Genomic DNA, 19,359 nt, shown 5'->3' on the forward strand with positions numbered 1-19,359 from the left:
CGACGGCTCGTCGCTTTCTCCGAACACCCATCTTGCTTCATTGATATACTCATTATACCAGTTGAACAATCGTGACCCTTTGCACCGAGGGGTCCAGTCGGCAGGAGAAGCGCATGATCACCGTTACCTATCGCATCGAGACGACCGGAAGCGTCGAGGCGATGGCTGCGAAGATTGCGAGCGACCAGTCCACCGGGACGTTCGTGCCGGTACCGGGGGAAACGGAAGCGCTGAAGGCCCGGGTCGCAGCCCGCGTCATGGCTATCCGCCCGCTGGAGCCTGCAACGGTGCCGAGCTGGCCGGAGACGCCCGACGGTCATGGAGACATTCACCGAGCCGATGTGGATATTGCATTTCCGCTCGATGCGGTCGGAACCGATCTTTCCGCGCTGATGACGATTGCCATCGGCGGGATCTTTTCCATCAAAGGCATGACCGGGCTTCGCGTGGTGGATCTCAAGTTGCCACCGGAATATGGCAAAGCCTATCCCGGCCCTCAGTTTGGCATGCCCGGCAGCCGACGCCTCACGGGGGTCGAGGGACGACCGATCATCGGCACGATCGTCAAGCCCGCGCTCGGTCTCCGGCCGATGGAAACGGCAGAACTGGTCGGGGAGCTGATCGGCTCGGGCGTCGATTTCATCAAGGACGACGAAAAGCTGATGAGCCCTGCCTATTCGCCGCTGAAGGAGCGTGTGGCCGCCATCATGCCGCTGATCCTCGATCACGAGCAGAAGACCGGCAAGAAGGTGATGTATGCCTTTGGCATCTCGCACACCGACCCGGACGAGATGATGCGAAATCACGATCTGGTGCTGGAAGCCGGCGGCAATTGCGCGGTCGTCAACATCAACTCGATCGGCATGGGGGCCATGGCTTTTCTGCGCAAGCGCTCCGGTCTCGTCCTGCATGCCCATCGCAACGGCTGGGATGTCCTGACCCGGCATCCGGGCATCGGTTTCGATTTCAAGGTCTGGCAGCAGTTCTGGCGACTGCTCGGGGTGGACCAGTTTCAAATCAACGGGATCGGCGTCAAATACTGGGAGCCCGACGAAAGCTTTGTCGAGTCCTTCAAGGCCGTGTCCACGCCACTCTTCTCGCCGGCGGACTGCCCGCTGCCGGTGGCCGGATCGGGCCAATGGGGAGGGCAGGCTCCCGAAACCTATCGGCGGACCGGACGCACGACCGATCTTCTCTATCTCTGCGGCGGCGGCATCGTCAGCCACCCCGGCGGTCCGGCCGCCGGCGTTCGTGCCGTGCGGCAGGCGTGGGAGGCGGCCGTTGCCGACATCCCGCTGGAGACCTATGCCCTGGATCATCCCGAGCTTGCCGCGTCGCTGAAAACGTTCGGCGGAAAGGATGCCTGACATGGCCGACCCGCTGTTTCTCAGCTATTACGGCGACGATTTTACCGGCTCGACCGACGTCATGGAAGCCTTGGCGTCGCGGGGCGTGGAAACCGTGCTCTTCCTGCGCGTTCCCGATGACGCGCTGCTGCAGCGCTTTGCCCATTGCCGTGCCATCGGCCTTGCCGGAACCAGCCGCAGCGAGACGCCCGACTGGATGGATGCACAGCTGAGGTCGGTCTTTGAATGGCTGAAGGCAAGACAGGCGATGGTCTGCCACTACAAGGTCTGCTCGACCTTCGACTCCGCCCCTGCCGTCGGCAATATCGGGCGGGCGATCGAAATCGGGCTCGATGTGTTCCGGCAGGATGTTGCGCCTCTTGTCGTCGGCGCGCCGCAGCTGAGACGCTACACGGCCTTCGGCCATTTATTTGCCGGCTATCAAAACGATGTGTTCCGGATCGACCGCCATCCGGTGATGAGCCGGCATCCGGTAACGCCGATGAACGAGGCCGACCTGACGCTGCATCTTCGTCGCCAGACGGACCTTCCGGTCGCCCTGGCCGATCTCACCTCGCTCACCGATACCGGCGTGGATGCGCGCCTCGCAGCGATGACCGGCAAGGGTATCCTGATGCTGGATGTGGATGGGCCGGACACACAGAAGGCGGCAGGTGTTCAGTTGCTTCGCCTTGCAGAGCGTGGATCGCGGTTCATGGCAGGGTCGTCAGGCATTGAATATGCCCTTCTTCAGGCATGGCAGACGGAAGGGCGTGTCGAGGGCAAGCGGGATTTTCCGTCTCCCGGTTCGGCAGATCGGATCGCCGTCGTTTCCGGCAGCGTCTCTCCTACCACAGAGCGGCAGATCCGGCAGGCAACCGGGTTCGACGGGTTCGACGGCGTGCCGCTCGACCCGCTGGAGCTTCTCGGCGAGAATGGCGAGACGGCGATGCGCCGTGCGATCGAGGCTGCAGAGGCAGGTCTTGCTGCCGGCCGCAGCGTCATCCTGCATACCGCACTTGGACCAGGCGCAGACCGTGGCAGCGAGATCGACCGGGTGGCAGGCAGCCGGCATCGGCTGGGCCAGATGCTGGGCCGCATTCTTCTGCACCTGATCGAAACGCAGACCCTGAGCCGTGCCGTGATCGCGGGCGGTGACACATCGAGCCATGCGCTCGGTGCTCTCAAGGTCGACGCACTGACCACGTTGCTGCCGCTGCCGGAAACACCGGGATCGCCGCTCTGCACCGCGCACGGCCTGCATGCACCGACCAATGGTCTGCAGATCGCCTTGAAAGGCGGACAGGTGGGTCGCGATGGTTATTTCGCGCAAATCCGAGACGGACATGCGATCGCAGCTGGTTGACTCATTATACCAGTCATCGTTAGATGCGGTGACCAAACAGGATGATCGCCTATGCCATCGAACGGTTGCGTTCGGCATTTTTACCCGCAGATGCTGTCGCTTGGAAAAGGTCTCTTCGCCCCGGGAGATCATAGAGAATCCGGCGGATAACCTCAGCCACGCGACTGACCGATGCCATTTTTTCAAGGATACTGACGATGCCGAATTTCAAGGGAGCGCTGATCGGTTGCGGCTTCTTCGCGGTCAACCAGATGCATGCCTGGCGGGATGTGGAGGGCGCAGAGATCGTTGCCATCTGCGACCGCGATCCGGACCGTTTGCGGATCGTCGGCGACCAGTTCGACATCGCGCGCCGTTATAGCGATGCCGCCGCGATGATGGCCGACGGGGGGTTCGACTTCGTCGATATTGCGACAACGGTCAACAGCCATCGCGCGCTGGTTGAGATGGCGGCCTCCTACCGGCTCCCGGTCATCTGCCAAAAGCCGTTTGCCCCCACGCTTAAGGATGCAAAGGCGATGGTCGACGCGTGTACCACTGCGGGCGTTCCGCTGATGATCCACGAGAACTTCCGTTGGCAGACGCCGATCCAGGCCGTGCGCAAGGTGCTCGATCGCTCAGCGATCGGCACGCCCTTCTGGGGCCGATTTTCCTTCCGTTCCGGCTACGACGTGTTTTCGGGCCAGCCTTATCTTGCCGAAGGGAAACGCTTCATCATCGAAGACCTCGGAATCCACACGCTCGATATCGCCCGTTACATCCTCGGCGACGTCACCGCGCTGACCGCCCGCACCAAGCGCGTCAATCCTGCGATCAAGGGCGAGGACGTGGCAACGATCCTGCTGGACCACGCATGCGGCGCGACCTCGGTCGTCGACGTCAGTTATGCCACCAAGGCGTCCGTCGAGCCTTTCCCCGAAACCTTGATCGAGCTGGACGGGACGGAGGGCAGCCTCCGGTTGATGCAGGGATACCGGCTGGAGATCACCACCGCGTCGGGCACCGAAACGCACGACGTCTCGCCGACTCTTCTTCCCTGGGCCTCACGCCCCTGGCACAATATCCAGGAGAGCGTCCTTGCGATCCAGCAGCATTGGACAAGGGCTCTGGCGGGTGAGACCGCGATTTCCACGTCCGGCGCCGACAATCTGAAGACCTTCGCGCTGGTCGAGGCGGCCTATGAAAGCGCCGCAACGCTTCAGCCCGTCGCCATCGGTCCGCTGGTCGCATGACGCAGGACGCGCTCGCCTTTCGCCTGACCGGCACCTTCCGGACCGAAACGGACCCTCTGGTTCTGATCGCGGGCGGCCTTTCCGCAGAGTTCTCCGGTGGCGCTTTGCGTAACATCCGCTACGAGGGCGTGGAGGTGCTTCGCGCCATCTCCTTCCTGGTGCGCGATCGGGACTGGGGCACGTACGATCCCGAAATCGCGGATCTGGTGGTCGATCAGCATGCAAACGGCTTCACCGTTTCTTATGGCGCGACATGCTTAGGCCCGGACGGGACGCATCTCGACATCAAGGCCCGGATCGACGGGGAAAGCGACGGGCGCCTGCGTTTTTCCGGGACGGCGCGATCTGAGACGGGCTTTGAAACCAATCGCTGCGGCTTCTGCGTGCTTCACCCGATCGTCGGCGTCGCGGGATCGGCGGTTCACATCGAGCATGTCGATGGGACCCTGGAGGACACCGTCCTGCCGGACCTTATCGAACCCTGGCAGCCCTTCAAGGACATGCGGGCCATCACGCACTTGGCCCGGCCCGGCGTCAAAGTCGAATGCCGAATGGAAGGCGATACCTTCGAGATGGAGGATCAGCGCAACTGGTCGGACGCGTCCTACAAGACCTATGTCCGCCCGCTTGCCCTACCCTGGCCCTATCATATTGCAGCGGGTGCCGAGGTTGAACAGGCGATCACGCTGCAGGTCATGCATGACGCGCCGTCTTTGCCGGTCGCGCCCTTGGCGGCACAAACAGCGACACCGATCAAGCTGTCCCTGACTGAAGGATCCGCACAGAAGCTGCCGCCCATCGGCCTCATCATCACCCCCGAGGAGGCCGTGTCGAGCCAGGCCTTGCTGGAGGCGGGGACCAGTCCCGGGGCACAGGCATTGCTGTTCCCCTTCGATCCGCTCGCCGGGCACGATGCCGCTGTGTTCGGGGATTTTGCAGCGCTTGCCGCCGCCCATCGCGGATCGACCAACCTGGAGATCGCACTTCCCTGCCGGTCGGCTCTGGACGAGGAACTGGGCGCCATTGCCGCAGCGATGCACATGGCGGGATTTGCCCCGGATGCCATCATGGTCTCTCCCGCTGTCGATCGGCAATCCACGCCGCCCGGCAGCCGCTGGCCGAAGTGCCCGCCGCTTGAAGATGTCTATGCTGCGGCCAGAACCGTCTTCCCGTCCGCGATGCTCGGTGGCGGCATGCTCAGCTACTTCACCGAGCTCAACCGCAAACGCGTGCCTGCTGACAACCTCGACTTCATCAGCCATTGCACCAACCCGATCGTGCATGCTGCGGACGATCACAGTGTCATGCAGACGCTGGAGGCGCTGCCGTTCATCACGCGATCGGTGCGCGCGATCTATGGCGACCGGCGCTATCGCATCGGACCCTCAACCATTCCCATGCGGCAGAATCCTTATGGCAGCCGGACGATGGACAATCCTGGCGGTAGCCGGATTCCGATGGCGAACCGAGATCCACGCCAGACCGGTCTTTTCGCCGCAGCCTATGCAGTCGGCTATGCTATTTCAGTGGCACCTGCGGGGCTCGATCAGTTGACACTCTCCGCGCTGACGGGCCCCTTCGGCCTGATGGCAGGTGCTGGCGAACCGGTTGCGGAAGGCGGGCGGCGACCGTTGTTCCATGTCGTTTCCATGCTGGCGGACCTCGCCGGCGCAATGACGACCGTTCTCGACTCCAGCCGACCGGATCATGTTCTGGGGATGCGGGCGGAGCGGGAGGGCGGCTTGACCATCCTGCTTGGAAACCTGACGCCTCTGCCACAGACGCTCGATCTGTCCGTGCTCGACATTCCGGCGCACGCCTCCGTCTTCAGGCTCGATGCCGAAACGATGTTATCATCAGCCACCGGTGCCTTGCGGGCCGACGTGCTCGAGAACGGCAACGTCATGATCGGCGGTTACGGCGTGCTGCGCATCGACGCCTGAGCTGCAACGCCGGGCCGGCATTTTTCGGAAGCGGCGCGTCGACGATTGGGCTATCGTTTCGGCTTGCGACCACGGTCGCCTTCCCGGAGGAGCCCCGCACATGACCCTCATCCGCACCTCTTTCGTGCACCTGACCCTCGTTTCCTGCCTTGCTGCACCTCCTGTGCAGGCGGCGTCGCCGCAGCCGGTTGCCGGCGAGAAGGGCATGGTGGTCACTGCCCAGCATCTGGCGTCGGACGTCGGCGTCGACATTCTCCGCCAAGGTGGCAATGCGGTGGATGCCGCGGTCGCGGTGGGCTATGCCCTGGCGGTCGTCTATCCCACGGCCGGAAACATCGGTGGCGGCGGCTTCATGACGGTTCGCCTTGCCGACGGTCGCACAAGTTTTCTCGATTTTCGCGAGCGGGCGCCGCTGGCTGCGACGAAGACGATGTATCTTGACGAAAAAGGCGAAATCGCCAAAGGACGAAGCACGGACGGCTATCTTGCCGTCGGCGTACCCGGATCGGTTGCCGGATTCGAGGCTGCACGAACCCGCTTTGGAAGCTTGTCGCGCGCGGCGCTCATGGCACCGGCCATCAAACTTGCAAAGCAAGGCTTTACGCTGGATGGCGGGGACGTCGCTTCACTCGGCAACAGCCTCAAGAAGCTCGGCCGCGATCCGGCCGCCGCCGCGATCTTCCTGAAGCCGGATGGCACCGTGCCCGATATTGGCGGGACGCTGATGCAGCCGGATCTGGCGCGAAGCCTGACCGCGATCTCCACAGAAGGCCCAGACGCCTTCTACAAGGGCTCCATCGCAGACCAGATCGTCAAAGCCAGCAAGGACAAGGGCGGCATCCTGACGAAGGAGGATTTCGAGCGCTACGCGGTGCGCGAACTGAAACCGGTCACCTGCACCTATCGCGGCTACGAGATCATTTCCTCTCCGCCGCCCAGTTCGGGCGGCGTCATCCTCTGCGAGATCCTGAACATCCTCGAGGGATATCCCCTCGGCGAACTCGGCGCTGGCTCGGCGGCAACCGCGCATGTCATGATCGAGGCGATGCGATACGCCTATGTCGACCGCAATTCGGCCCTCGGCGATCCGGACTTCGTCAAGAACCCGGTCGAAAAACTGGTCGATAAAGCCTATGCGCAGGAAATCCGGGGAAAGATTGACCTCCGAAAGGCCGGCGTTTCCGCCGATCTGACCCCGAAGGGGCTTGGGGAAAGCCACGAGACGACGCATTACTCGATCATGGACGAGAAGGGCAATGCGGTCTCCGTGACCTACACGCTCAACGGCTCCTTCGGCGCCGGCGTTGTCGCGCCAGGCACGGGGATTCTCCTCAACAACGAGATGGACGACTTCACGTCCAAGCCGGGCGCGCCGAACCTTTACGGCCTCGTTCAGGGAGAAGCAAACGCGATTGCACCGGGCAAAACGCCGCTCTCTTCCATGAGCCCCACCATCGTGACCAAGGACGGCAAGCCGTTCATGGTCATCGGCAGCCCCGGCGGCGCGCGCATAATCACCATCACGCTCGAGGCGATCCTGAACGTCATCGACCATGGCATGACACTGCAGGAAGCGATCGACGCGCCGCGTCTGCACCATCAATGGATGCCGGATTCGGTGGCCATCGAACCCTTTGCCCTCTCCGCCGATACGCTGAAGATCCTGCGGGACATGGGGCACGACATCGGACCGGACAAGAACTGGCCTGTCTGGGGACAGGCAGCCGGAATCCTCGTCGGCGGAAAGACGGCAGCGGAGTCGGCCGGGACCAACGGCGGTGCCCGCTACTACGGCGCGATGGACAGCCGCGCCGCCTCAGGCGCGGCGCGGGGATATTGAAGGCTTACGCAAACAGCGTGCGCATCGCCTCGATCTCGTTCTCGCGGATATCATGGCCGCCATTGTGCCAGGAAAGCTCCGTCGTCGCACCCTGCGCTCTGAAGTACTCAGCGAGCGCAAGGGTCAACGACGTCGGGCAGATCGGATCGCGCTCGCCTGCCGTGACGAGAACGCGACGCCCGGCAAGGCCCGGAGCCGGCTTTGGCTGAAACGGAATCAGCGGGTGCAGGAGCGCAGCCCGATCGAACAGGTCCGGAAACTCGATCAGAACATTGGCGAGGATGTTGGCACCATTGGAGAAGCCCAGACCGAAGACCTCGGAGGCTCCGGTCGCCTGCGCCTTCTCGCGGACGAAGTTCGCCAGCTTCTGCGTCCCGCGGGCGAGGTCCGTCATGTCGTAGACGCCTTCGCCGGTGCGTCGGAAGAAGCGGGACGCGCCGTGTTCTGAGACATCACCACGCGGTGACAGGATGGTGGCGTCGGGCCGCAGTTGGGTTGCGAAGGCGAAAAACTGGGTCTCGTCACCGCCCGTACCGTGCAGTGTCACGAGAAGCGGTGCACCTTGCACGCCCTCTTTCATCAGGTGCTTGTAGGTCGTATCTGTCATGGCCATGCTCCCCGGAGCACCGTCGCATGTCCTGCGACGGCTCCGGCTTCTGTCGGTTTCTTTCTCGGTGACGGTGGCAACCTCAGTCGAGCTTTTCCAGCTGCTGCTCGAGGATGGGCCGAAGGTGCTTGTGCTGCTGCGGCAGCTTCAGCGCTTCACCCAGATGCGCCCGTTCCTCGTCACGCTCGAAACCGGGTTCGTTCGTCGCGATCTCGAACAGCACGCCGCCCGGCGTGCGGAAGTAGATCGCCCAGAAATAATCGCGGTCGATGACCGGAGTGACCTGGTATCCCGTCTCCATCAGCGCCTTGCGCACCTCGAGCTGGGCTGCACGGTTGTCGACGGCGAAGGCGACATGGTGAACGGAACCGGCACCCTGACGGCTTCCGGGCGCATCCGGCAGCGTCTCGATGTCGATGACACCTGCTGCCGTTGCACCGGGCACGAGAAGGCGTGTCACGCCGTCGCGTTTCTCCAGCGTGTCGTAACCCATGAAGCCGAGGAGCTCCGAGGTCGCACCCGCATCCCTCAGCCGCATCGCTACCGAGTGAAAGCCGCGAATGGCATGATCCTCATCGATGCCGCCTGCGGTCCATGGCGTGCGCGGATCATCGGCCACTTCCACCAGCGCGAAGCCGTCGCCATCCGGACCTGTGAACGAGAGCCGCTTCTCGCCGAAGGTTTCGCTCGGCGTGACATTGGCGACCCCTTTCCGGCTCAGGCGATCAGCCCAGAACGGAAGTGCCCCCCTTGGTACCGCGAATACGGTCGTGCCGACCTCACCGGTCCCGGGACGGCCACGGGCGATATGGGGAAACGGAAAGTAGGTCATGACGGTGCCGGGTGTGCCGATTTCATCGCCGTAATAGAGATGATACACGTCGGGCGCATCGAAATTGACGGTCTTCTTGATGCGGCGAAGGCCGAGGACATCCGTGAAGAACGCATTGTTGACACGAGCATTCGCGGCCATCGACGTGACGTGATGGAGGCCCCTGATGTGGTTGATCATGATCTCATCCTTTCCTGCCCGACCGTGGTGCCATGATGTGGCTGTCGAGCGTTTGATGAGGCCAAGATGGTGCAGGAGCGCAAAGCGCGATAGAGGACCGATGCAGGACGGATTGTTCTCAATTAAGAGAACAATCCGTCCGCGCTGTTCACAGACTGGTACTGGTAGGGCTCGGTACTAGGCTTTTGTCACCGAGCCCCTTCCGATGCTAGGCGCGATCGAGGGCAAACAGAACCGAATGTGGTTCCATCCCCTGCGTGCTGTGCTCACCGTAAAGCGTCTCGCCGGTGGCCGGCGGTAGGTCGGCGGCGACGTCACTGAGATTGGCGCGCAATTGCAGACGACGGTCGCCAAGCTGCCAGTCGATCGCCAGCAATCGACCTTCCGCTGTCAGCACTGTTCCGGCCGACAGCGTGTTGGGCGCAGCGACCAGCAATGGGACAATCGCACGCTTGCGGATGGCAATCAGGTCGCGATAGAGCGCGCGCCAGGCCTGCCCTTCCTCCGTTTCGGCCTTTGACCAGTCGAGACGGGTGTTCTCCATCGTTTCCAACGCATTGGGATCGGCCACGTCCTCGACGGATTTCCCCTCCGGCAAGCCACCGAAATTGTCCATGTCGGTGCGGCGGCCTTCCCGCACCGCCTTGCCGAGGTCGCCGTGATAATCGGTAAAGAAGAGGAACGGACGTGTTTCGCCATATTCCTCGCCCATGAACAGCATGGGAATGTGCGGCGCGAGCATGGTGACGACCGTCAGTGCTTTCAGCATCTCTTTCGACGTCAGCGTGATCAGCCGATCGCCGAAGGCGCGGTTGCCGATCTGATCGTGGTTCTGCAGGAACCCGACGAACGCTTCCATCGGCACCGGCTCGCTCATCTCGACCGCTTCCTGGCCGGGATAGATGTAGCCTTCCGTCAAAGCACGGGCGAGGTTTTCGACCGGCTTGTCGACGAATTTGCCGTAGTAGCCGTTCTTTTCGCCCGTGGCCACGACATGTGCCGCATGGTGATAGTCATCGTTCCAGTCGGCGTCGTAGAGGAGAGTCTCGTTGTCGTCGTTTCTGCGCAGTTCGATATGGTTTGCCGGATCTTCGGTGACCAGGTGAATATGGCGCGCTCCGAACTCCGACCGCGCCCGGCGCGCGATCTCGATGAGAACATGTGTTTCCGCGTCATCGAAGATCATGTCGATTGCGTCAAAACGCAGCCCGTCGATCCGGAATTCCCGCAGCCAATAGAGCGCATTCTCAACGAAGAAATCGCGAACCTGACGCTTGTTGTAGGCAATGGCCGCTCCCCACGGTGTCTTCTTGCCTTCCCGGAAGAAATCCGGCGCATAGGCGCTCAGGTAGTTTCCGTCGGGACCGAAGTGATTGTAGACGACATCCATGTAGACCATCAGACCAAGGCCGTGCGCGGCGTCGATGAAGGCCTTGAGATCGTCCGGTGCGCCGTAGGCATTGTGCGGCGCATAGGGATAAACGCCGTCGTAACCCCAGCCTCGCGTCCCGCCGAACTGCGAGACCGGCATGATTTCGATCGCGGTGATTCCGGTTTCGGCAATGGCCGCAAGCTTGTCGATCGCGGCGCGGAACGTGCCTTCAGACGTAAACGTGCCGACATGGAATTCATAGAGGATGGTCTCCGCCCAAGGCATGCCGGTCCAGCCGGTGTTCTGCCATTCATAGGCATCGGGATCGACCAGCACAGCCGGGCCGTGCACGTCCTCTGCCAACGCGCGTGCTGCCGGGTCCGGCACGACCTTTCCGTCCGGGAGAACGAAGGCATAGGTAGCACCCGGCTTTGCCTCGGGAACAACGCTCTCGAACCATCCCTCGCCCGCCTTGCGCATCTCGTGGTCCGTGCCGTCGAGCCGCAGCGTCAACCTGTCTTCGCCCGGAGCCCAGAGACGGAACCGGGCGCCGCCCTCGGCAAGAAGCTCCGGCCCCCAGGCTGTCGTCTGCCGGTTTGCGGAAGGTTCAACGCTCTTGCTTGTCATCAGGGTGTTCATCCTGTCCTCGTATCAATTAGGTTCGGCGTGCGGTTCTGGCATAGCTGGAGCGCCGGCGCCGGCGCCCGGCACGGCCTTGATCCGCCCCTCAACATCCGGGTTGGGGCAAATGTTCCGGGCCATCGTGTGCGAATGCCGCGGTGCACGGCAACGCCTCCCGGGAGACCCGGTGATCTCCTCACGCGCGCACGCACAGACCACGCAGAGACAATCTTTCCTGCCATCGAACTTGTTGATCGGTGGAAAGTTAGGAGGGCGAATGTGCAGACCAGACGGACGCCCGGGAGCGTGCGGCAAGACGGGAGATCACGCTCTCATCACGCCAGGACAAAGAATCTCGACACCGGCGGGAACAAAATGATGCGACGCACAATTTCTGATCGGATCAATACAGGGGATGCCTTCATGGACGCCAAAGTCAATCAGTACGCAGTCGAGCCGGGGTACTGGCATACGCTCGGCGCGACGCCCGACAAGGATGGCGTCAATTTCGCGATCTTTTCCGCCCATGCCGAACGGGTTGAGCTCTGCCTGTTCGACGACAGCGGCGCGATCGAAGTTGCCCGGATCGAGCTTCCGGAATACACCAACGAGATCTGGCATGGTTACATCCCCGGCCTCAAGCCGGGCGCGCTTTACGGCTATCGCGTGCATGGTCCCTATGATCCGGAACGTGGCCATCGCTTCAATCCGAACAAGCTTCTGGTCGATCCTTATGCCCGCGAGCTGGTCGGCGACGTTCAGTGGTCCCAGGCACATTTTGCCTATGACATGGACGCGGAAGACGACAAGGACCTGACCTTCAACACGCTCGACAGCGCTCCCGTGACGCCGAAGGGTCGGGTCATCGATCCCAAGACCTATGACTGGAAGGGCGACCGTGGGCCGCTGATCCCCTGGTCGAAGACCATCTTCTACGAGACGCATGTCAAGGGCTTCACCAAGCTGCACCCTGCCATTCCGGAGAACATGCGCGGCACGTTCGACGGCATGGGCCACAAGGCGGCCGTCGATTACCTCAAGAGCCTCGGCATCACATCGGTTGAACTGCTGCCGACCCACTTTTTCCCCGACGACAGCATGCTGGTCGACAAGGGCCTCCACAATTACTGGGGCTACAACACGCTCGGCTTCTTCGCACCGGCCACGCGCTATTACGGTCCGCGGGCGCTGGATGGCTTCCGCGACATGGTACGGGCGCTGCACGATGGCGGCCTCGAGGTCATCCTGGACGTGGTCTACAACCATACGGCCGAAGGCAACGAACTTGGGCCGACCCTTTCGTTCAAGGGTATCGACAACTTCTCCTACTACCGCACCCTGCCGGATAACCACCGCTACTACATCAACGACACAGGTACCGGGAATACGGTCAACACCTCGCACCCCCGCGTGCTGCAGATGGTGACGGATTCGCTGCGCTACTGGGTCGAAGACATGCATGTCGACGGCTTCCGCTTCGACCTCGGCACCATTCTGGGACGCGAGCCGGAGGGTTTCGACCAGCGCGGCGGCTTCTTCGACGCCGTTACGCAGGATCCCGTCCTGTCCAAGGTCAAGCTCGTCGGCGAACCCTGGGACATCGGACCAGGCGGTTATCAGGTCGGCGGTTTCCCGCCCGGCTGGGCCGAATGGAACGACAAGTATCGCGACACGGTCCGCGACTACTGGATGGACACGGACGGGACTGCGCCGGACTTCGCGGCCCGCTTCTTTGGATCCGGCGATATCTACGATCTTCGCGGTCGTCGCCCGTGGTCCAGCGTCAACTTCGTCGCTGCCCATGATGGTTTCACCATCAACGATCTCGTCTCCTACAACGAGAAGCATAACGAGGCAAATGGCGAGGACAACAACGACGGTCATGGCGACAATCGCAGCTTCAACTACGGCGCTGAAGGTCCGACCGACGACGAGACCATCAACGCGACGCGGGAACGCCAGAAGCGAAACTTCCTTGCGACGCTGCTCTTGTCCCACGGCACGCCGATGATCCTCGGCGGCGACGAGTTCGGTCGCAGCCAGATGGGCAACAACAACGGCTACTGCCAGGACAGCGATATCAGCTGGATCCACTGGGAAGACCTGCCGCCCAGCGCAGACGTCTTGCGCGATTTTGTCCGCCGGCTCACGACGCTGCGGGCGGACCAGCCGCTCTTGCACCGTGAGAACTGGCGTGACGGCATGGTGATCACCTGGCTCAACGCCGGAGGTGGCGAGCAGACCGACGAGCAGTGGCAGGACGGCGGCGGCACAACGATCGGGGCCATGCTCTCCCGAGAGGATCTTGCCGACAAGGATGGCATCTGGTCGCGTATCCTGATGATCTTCAACCCGCATGACGGCGTGGTTCCGTTTGTCCTGCCCGAATGCCCCGACGGCGAGTGGGTTCTCGAATTGACGACGGATGATCCCGCGATCGCGGCGCAGCCTGTCGACGTCGCCGAACCGTTCGACATGCAGGCGCGCAGCCTGGCGGTCTTCCGCCCGGCCTGACCGGGCCGGTGCCGGCCCGCACCCGCGGATCGGCGGGACACAACAAAAAAGCCGGGCTGACGCACTGTCAGTCCGGCTTTTTCTTGAAACGCTTGGGAAGTTTGGGAACGCTCGGGAAGATCGGAACCGATCAGCCTGTCGCCTTGGCCGCGTGTGCGATGACCCTGCCATAGAGTTCCGCATACTGCTCGGCACTCCGCTCCCAGGAGAAGTTGGCCTTCATGCCCTGGTTCTGGAGCCGGGCCCACTTCTTCGGTTCCCGATAGGCATGAAACGCCCGATGGATGGCAAGACGCAGATTGTCGCTGGTCGCGGGGTGGAACTGGAAGCCGGTGGCCACCCGCGCAGACATGGCCGCATCATTGGCATCGATGATCGTCTCCGACAGACCGCCCGTTCGCGATACCACTGGCACGGCACCGTAGCGCAGCGCATAGAGCTGCGTCAGCCCGCAAGGCTCAAAGCGGGACGGCTGGATAATGATATCGGTGCCACCATGAACGAGATGCGCGGTTTCCTCGTCATAGCCGATGCGAACGCCAATCCTGCCGGGATGGCGGCCTGCGGCCAGCAGAAGCTGCGTCTCGATGTCCTTGGAGCCCTTGCCGAGCACGATCAACTTGCCGCCCAGTGCCGCGATCTCTTCTGCGACCTCTGCCAGCATATCGCCACCCTTTTGCCAGGTGAGCCGGGTAACGGCCGCAAAAACAGGTCCCGGTGTCGGATCGAGGCGAAACGTCTCGAGCAGGCGCGCGCGGTTGACGCTCCGATTGCGGATCTGGCGCACATCGTAGCGGGCCGGAAGATAGGGGTCGGTCACCGGATCCCAAATCTCGCTGTCGATGCCGTTGACGATCCCGGTAAAGGTATCCAGTCGCGACAGCAGGGCGCCCTCCATACCCATTCCGAGCTCTGGAGACACGATTTCGCGCGCATAGGTCGGGCTGACGGTGGTGATGGCACTTGCGGTACGGATCCCCCCCTTCAGATAGCTCATGTCGCCGTAATATTCGAGGCAGTCGATCGACAGTGCTTCGGGCGGAAGGCCGATATCCTTCAGGTGCTCAGCCGCGTACTGCCCCTGAAAAGCGAGGTTATGGATGGTCAGAACCGAGGGAATCGTGTTCGCATTGGTCGAATAGCGCATGTAGACCGAGGTCAGCGCCGTCTGCCAATCATGTGTATGCACAAGATCAGGCATCCACTCCGGAAGAAGCCCGCCGGCGACCGCAGAAGCCACGTAGGAAAGCACAGCGAAGCGCTTCCAGTTGTCGGGATGGTCCATGCCATCCTCGCCGACATACGGACCACCCGGCCGGTCATAAAGCGCAGGCGCGTTCAGCACCAGGAGATCGAGACCCTGGCATTCGGCTTCCAGCAGCCACGCGGGATGTCCGAAGAGATCAGGAAAGAAATGCAAGGGGCGCGCATTGCTGATCTCAGCAAGGACGGAGCTGTAGCCGGGGATCAGGCTGCGGGTTTTATATCCCCGGGCGGCAAGCACTTTCGGGAGAGCCCCTGTCACGTCGGCAAGGCCGCCGGTCTTGATCAGGGGGAAGATTTCCGACGTTACAGACAGTACGTTCACGAAGGCCACGGTCCTCTTCGCAATCCGATGGGATTGCCGGCTGAAATGGAGGTCGGGAGAAAAACGAAACACCTCATGCTCCAATGATGGAGGAAAGCGGTCCCCGTGTCCGCACAAATATTGCGGATCAGGCCAGAAACTTGTGCGGTGCGATAGGTGCGACACCTGCCTCGCAAAAGAGCGAGGGCAGGTATCGACGTCGGTATGTCAGGCACCGGACAGGTCCGGCCCTGCGCGGTCTCAGACCGACTTTCGCTTGCGCTTGGCGCCGGGATTTCCTGCAGCGCCGCCTTCCAAAACGGATAGTGGCGGCTTGCCCTTCTCGGCCTTCGCAGGCTGATCCACAGGCGCGGCATTCTCCTCGGGGCCTTCCGGCGCACCCAGGACGGACGTGTTCTCGGTCGTCGCGAGCTCCTGATACGCCTTGTTCCAATGCTCGTCGTGACGACCTTCCGGCCGGCCTTCGGATTCCCACAAGGCATAGGCCCGCTTCTTGATCAGGTCTTCGTCTTTCTCGGTCATGGCCTTCTCCCTTTACTAACCGGACTACCGCCACTCCCAAATCGAGGAGGGTCGATTTGGTTCCAGGCAGGTTGGATATTTTGCCTGTCCCGGCGCTTCCCGAAAGGAGGAGCGACGAGACGTTGCAGGATCAGAGGCTACCGGCGTTCCCTACCGCCGAAGCCGCTGGATGGCGGTCGAAACCGCCCTATCTAGTGCTTATGGATCGTCTCGGCGCAGGCCCGTCTGCCAACGCGACGCTCCCGATCAGTCACTGCCGCCTCAGGCGGCCTCCCGGAGTGTGTCATGAGAAAACGGATTGTTCTAGCCATTGCAGCGGCATCGACCTTCATCGGACTGTCGCCGGCCGCCGCACAAACGCCGAAGATCGAAGATGTCTGCGTTCAGGTCGCCAAGCACCTGCTGCTTGCCGATACGCTCCAGACCGGCGTTGTCCAGTCCTTTCCGGAGCTGAAGCCGCCAGGCGCGCGCCTGACCTACTCGACGCGCGAAGGCGTGGAAAAGAAGGATATGGTCGACTCCATCGAATGCGAATTTCAAAACACAGCTGCGCCCTTCAACCTGCAGCGTTTCTGCGTCTCCAGCACATGCTACGGCCCGGATGAGCGCAACGAGGCGAACAAGCGCCGTTTCGAAGAGGTTCGTGCGCTCCTGCAGCGCGACGGGATGTGATCTTGAAACATCCGCGTATAAACCCGAAAGCCATCGCGTCGCCGCGATGGCTTTCGTCTGATGGAAGGCAGGGGTGCTTTGTCTAAGCCTCAGCGCACGCCGACGCCAAAGGCATGCAGCGTGTTCCGACAGGCGCGCTGAAAGCACTGGGCGGGGCCTTCAAGGCCCGAGGCCTGGCGGCTGACACGCGCGCCTTCCAGCAGTAGGAGCAACGTGTCCGCCAGAGTTTCCGGCTCCTCAGTGCCGGTTCGCCGGCAGAGATCCGTCAGCTTGCCGCGCTGTAGTATCTTGAAATTCTCGATGACCGCATGGGCGGGATGATCCGCCTCTTTCAACTCGACCGCCGCATTGGCGATATCGCAGCCGGACGGCTCGCGTTGAAGACATTCGGAAAGTGCGGCTACCCAGGCGCCGAGCTGGGCCTTTGCATCATCGGGAAAGCGCGTTTCGATATCCGCCCACATCGCACCGCTTTTTTCGGAGGTGACCCGCAGGGTCTCACAGATGAGATCATCCTTGGAGCCGAAGTGCCGATAGAGTGTCATTTTGTTGGTCGAGGCCGCCTCGGCGATGGCATCGACACCGATGCCGCGAATGCCGTGCTGGCGGAACAGCTCGCAGGCTGTCGACACGATCCGGTCCCGCGGAGCCACCTTTGCACCGGATAAACCGGAGGACGCCGCGGATTCCGGTTCCGGTTTCACAGTAGAGCCACGTTTGGCGTTTTTATTCACAACAGCGATTGACATGGGTGTGACCGTTCGGTAACAAATGACGTGTTACTTACCGGTAACATACCAAAGCATTTCGGTCAAGGACAGGCCTAACCCAGCCTGCCCCTGACTGTGGACGAGACGAAGGAGACGGCCATGAACATGGCGAATGACGATCTGACCCTGAGCGAGGTGCTGACCGATCCGATGATCCGCGCCGTAATGCGGGCCGATGGCGTGACCTCCTCGCAGTTCAAGACGCTGCTCTATTCGGCAGCGAACGCACTGGAGCACGCCAAGCCCGAACCCGGCGGCGCCCGGACCCATGCCGCGAAGCTTCTTGCCGCCCCCAAGCGACGCCTGCTCGCGATGGTGCACCCGCTGGCCGTTCGCACGGGCTCTGCCTGCGCTGCCTGCTATTGAGCACCGCGTTCATCTTGTCGGCGAGGCTCTGACCGGGCCCGCCTGCGAGCACCACGCCCTGTTCCCGGGCGAAACGAAACCCGACCGGAAGGGCCTCCTCCGGTCGGGTTTTTTTGCGTTAAGTTCCTGCGGATCACGTTACACGCGAACAGCAAGTTCCTCGAAGTCCTGCGTGCCGAAGAATTTCAGATAGCGCTCCACCTCGGCTGGATCGCCGGTCGCCTTGCGCGGGTTGTCGGATAGCTTGACCGCCGGTCGGCCATTGGCATCGATGACCTTGCAGACGATGGAAATCGGGTTCAGCCCGCTGACCTCCGTCGGCGCGCAATCGGCGAAATCATTGGTCAGGTTGGTGCCCCAGCCAAAGCTCATGCGCACCCTGCCCTCGAAATGCCGGTAGGTCTTGATGATCATGTCGACATCAAGCCCGTCGGAGAAGATCAGCAGCTTCTCTCTCGGGTCGCGGCCATGGGCCCGCCACCAGTCGAGAATGCGCTCGCCGCCTTCGATGGGCGGGGCACTGTCGGGGCGGAAACCCGTCCAGTCGGCGACCCAGTCGGGGGCGTTCTTGAGAAAGGCCGCTGTCCCGAAGGCATCGGGCAGGACGATCAGCAGGTTGCCGCCGTAAAGACGATTCCAGTCCTGCAAAACCTTGTAGGGTGCATCCGCAAGCTCGGCATCGCTGTTGGCAAGAGCTGCCGCCACCATCGGCAATTCGTGGGCGTTGGTTCCGAGCGCCTCGAGATCCGTATCCATGGCAAGGAGCACATTGCTGGTGCCGGAGAAGGACTCCCCGATTCCTTCTTTTAGCGCCTCAACGCACCAGCGCTGCCACAGGAAGGAATGGCGACGCCGGGTGCCGAAATCCGAAATGCGCAGGTCCGGCACCGCCCGCAGCTGCTCCACCTTCGACCACATCTTCGCTTTTGCACGTGCATACAGCACATCGAGCGCAAAGGGCCCCATATCCTTCATCGCCGTGCGCGAACGCAGTTCGTTGACGATGGCGAGAGCAGGAATCTCCCACATGCTGGTATGCGTCCACTTTCCGGGGAAGGTCAGCTCGTACTGACCGTGCCGGCGCGAGAGTTCGTAATCCGGAAGCTGGAAATCGGCGAGCCAAGCGAGGAAATCCGGCGAGAAGATCTGCTTGCGGCCATAAAAGGTGTTACCCGCCAGCCAGATCATTTCCTTCTTGGTAAAGCGCACCGTACGCACGTAATCCAGCTGCTCGCGCAATTCCTGCTCATCGATCTCCTCCGTCAGGAGCACCGTCTTGGTACGGTTGATCAGGGAGAAGGTCGCATCGACATCCGGGTAGAGCCGCCAGATCATCTGCAACATCAGGAGCTTGTAGAAATCCGTGTCCAGGAGACTGCGTACGACCGGATCGAGCTTCCAGGCATTGTCGTAGACGCGTCGCGCAATATCCGTCTTCGTCATGCCATATCCTCGTATCCGCGTGAACGGCGGGGCCGTGCGGACATTCCTCCTGCGCTGCTCCATCGTTGGCGCAGCATGCATCCTCTTCATGCCATGCCGGGCTATGGCCTGCAACATTGCGAATGTGCGAACATCACATTTCGTA

The 19,359-nt window shown here is 62.1% G+C and carries 15 protein-coding genes; 8 read left to right on the forward strand and 7 right to left on the reverse strand.

The window, feature by feature from the left end:
* The first annotated feature begins 113 nt into the window (after positions 1-113).
* From oiaX to ggt, 5 genes are all read left to right on the forward strand, one after another.
* A complete protein-coding gene (gene oiaX / locus ASG25_RS06675; RefSeq protein ID WP_062470939.1) occupies positions 114-1,367 on the forward strand; it encodes a 3-oxo-isoapionate-4-phosphate decarboxylase OiaX in 1,254 nt (417 codons plus the stop codon).
* 1 nt (position 1,368) lies between these two features.
* Positions 1,369-2,712, forward strand: a complete 1,344-nt coding sequence (locus ASG25_RS06680) for a four-carbon acid sugar kinase family protein (protein ID WP_200942756.1) — start codon at positions 1,369-1,371, stop codon at positions 2,710-2,712.
* 197 nt (positions 2,713-2,909) lie between these two features.
* Positions 2,910-3,944 carry a Gfo/Idh/MocA family oxidoreductase gene (locus ASG25_RS06685; RefSeq protein WP_062470945.1) on the forward strand — a complete coding sequence of 345 codons (1,035 nt, stop codon included), beginning with the start codon at positions 2,910-2,912 and terminating at the stop codon, positions 3,942-3,944.
* Positions 3,941-5,887, forward strand: a complete 1,947-nt coding sequence (locus ASG25_RS06690) for a hypothetical protein (RefSeq protein ID WP_082479947.1) — start codon at positions 3,941-3,943, stop codon at positions 5,885-5,887. The genes ASG25_RS06685 and ASG25_RS06690 overlap by 4 nt, the downstream gene beginning before the upstream one ends.
* 100 nt (positions 5,888-5,987) lie before the next feature.
* The gene (ggt, locus tag ASG25_RS06695) at positions 5,988-7,727 is read left to right on the forward strand and encodes a gamma-glutamyltransferase (protein WP_062470949.1); all 1,740 of its coding nucleotides are present in this window, start codon (positions 5,988-5,990) and stop codon (positions 7,725-7,727) included.
* 4 nt (positions 7,728-7,731) lie between these two features.
* Here the strand turns inward: ggt and ASG25_RS06700 are convergent, their stop codons facing one another.
* The 3 genes from ASG25_RS06700 to treZ all read right to left on the reverse strand — a co-directional run bounded on the left by ASG25_RS06700 (position 7,732) and on the right by treZ (position 11,345).
* On the reverse strand, positions 7,732-8,334 hold the full coding sequence (locus ASG25_RS06700) for an alpha/beta hydrolase (protein WP_062472314.1): 603 nt from the start codon (positions 8,332-8,334) through the stop codon (positions 7,732-7,734).
* A gap of 82 nt (positions 8,335-8,416) precedes the next feature.
* The gene (locus tag ASG25_RS06705; RefSeq protein WP_062470953.1) at positions 8,417-9,346 is read right to left on the reverse strand and encodes a VOC family protein; all 930 of its coding nucleotides are present in this window, start codon (positions 9,344-9,346) and stop codon (positions 8,417-8,419) included.
* A gap of 208 nt (positions 9,347-9,554) precedes the next feature.
* Positions 9,555-11,345: a malto-oligosyltrehalose trehalohydrolase gene (treZ, locus tag ASG25_RS06710; RefSeq protein ID WP_062472317.1), complete on the reverse strand. Its 1,791-nt coding sequence runs from the start codon at positions 11,343-11,345 to the stop codon at positions 9,555-9,557.
* A 417-nt stretch (positions 11,346-11,762) separates the two neighbouring features.
* On the opposite strand from treZ, the gene glgX reads away from it, so the two are divergent.
* On the forward strand, positions 11,763-13,853 hold the full coding sequence (gene glgX, locus ASG25_RS06715) for a glycogen debranching protein GlgX (RefSeq protein WP_062472320.1): 2,091 nt from the start codon (positions 11,763-11,765) through the stop codon (positions 13,851-13,853).
* A 130-nt stretch (positions 13,854-13,983) separates the two neighbouring features.
* Here the strand turns inward: glgX and glgA are convergent, their stop codons facing one another.
* On the reverse strand, positions 13,984-15,441 hold the full coding sequence (gene glgA, locus ASG25_RS06720; protein ID WP_062472323.1) for a glycogen synthase GlgA: 1,458 nt from the start codon (positions 15,439-15,441) through the stop codon (positions 13,984-13,986).
* A 240-nt stretch (positions 15,442-15,681) separates the two neighbouring features.
* A complete protein-coding gene (locus tag ASG25_RS06725) occupies positions 15,682-15,963 on the reverse strand; it encodes a DUF2934 domain-containing protein (RefSeq protein ID WP_062470963.1) in 282 nt (93 codons plus the stop codon).
* A 285-nt stretch (positions 15,964-16,248) separates the two neighbouring features.
* On the opposite strand from ASG25_RS06725, the gene ASG25_RS06730 reads away from it, so the two are divergent.
* Complete coding sequence (locus tag ASG25_RS06730; protein ID WP_062470966.1) at positions 16,249-16,635, forward strand: hypothetical protein; 387 nt, start codon at positions 16,249-16,251, stop codon at positions 16,633-16,635.
* Positions 16,636-16,724: 89 nt separating this feature from the next.
* On the opposite strand, the gene ASG25_RS06735 is transcribed toward ASG25_RS06730, so the two are convergent.
* The gene (locus ASG25_RS06735; protein ID WP_244479324.1) at positions 16,725-17,339 is read right to left on the reverse strand and encodes a TetR/AcrR family transcriptional regulator; all 615 of its coding nucleotides are present in this window, start codon (positions 17,337-17,339) and stop codon (positions 16,725-16,727) included.
* 165 nt (positions 17,340-17,504) lie between these two features.
* On the opposite strand from ASG25_RS06735, the gene ASG25_RS06740 reads away from it, so the two are divergent.
* Complete coding sequence (locus ASG25_RS06740; protein ID WP_062600806.1) at positions 17,505-17,771, forward strand: hypothetical protein; 267 nt, start codon at positions 17,505-17,507, stop codon at positions 17,769-17,771.
* A gap of 138 nt (positions 17,772-17,909) precedes the next feature.
* Here the strand turns inward: ASG25_RS06740 and pncB are convergent, their stop codons facing one another.
* Positions 17,910-19,214 carry a nicotinate phosphoribosyltransferase gene (pncB, locus tag ASG25_RS06745; protein ID WP_062470976.1) on the reverse strand — a complete coding sequence of 435 codons (1,305 nt, stop codon included), beginning with the start codon at positions 19,212-19,214 and terminating at the stop codon, positions 17,910-17,912.
* Positions 19,215-19,359: the final 145 nt, after the last annotated feature.

The organism is Rhizobium sp. Leaf384 (assembly GCF_001424065.1).
In the GTDB taxonomy this organism is placed as follows: Bacteria; Pseudomonadota; Alphaproteobacteria; order Rhizobiales; family Rhizobiaceae; genus Ferranicluibacter.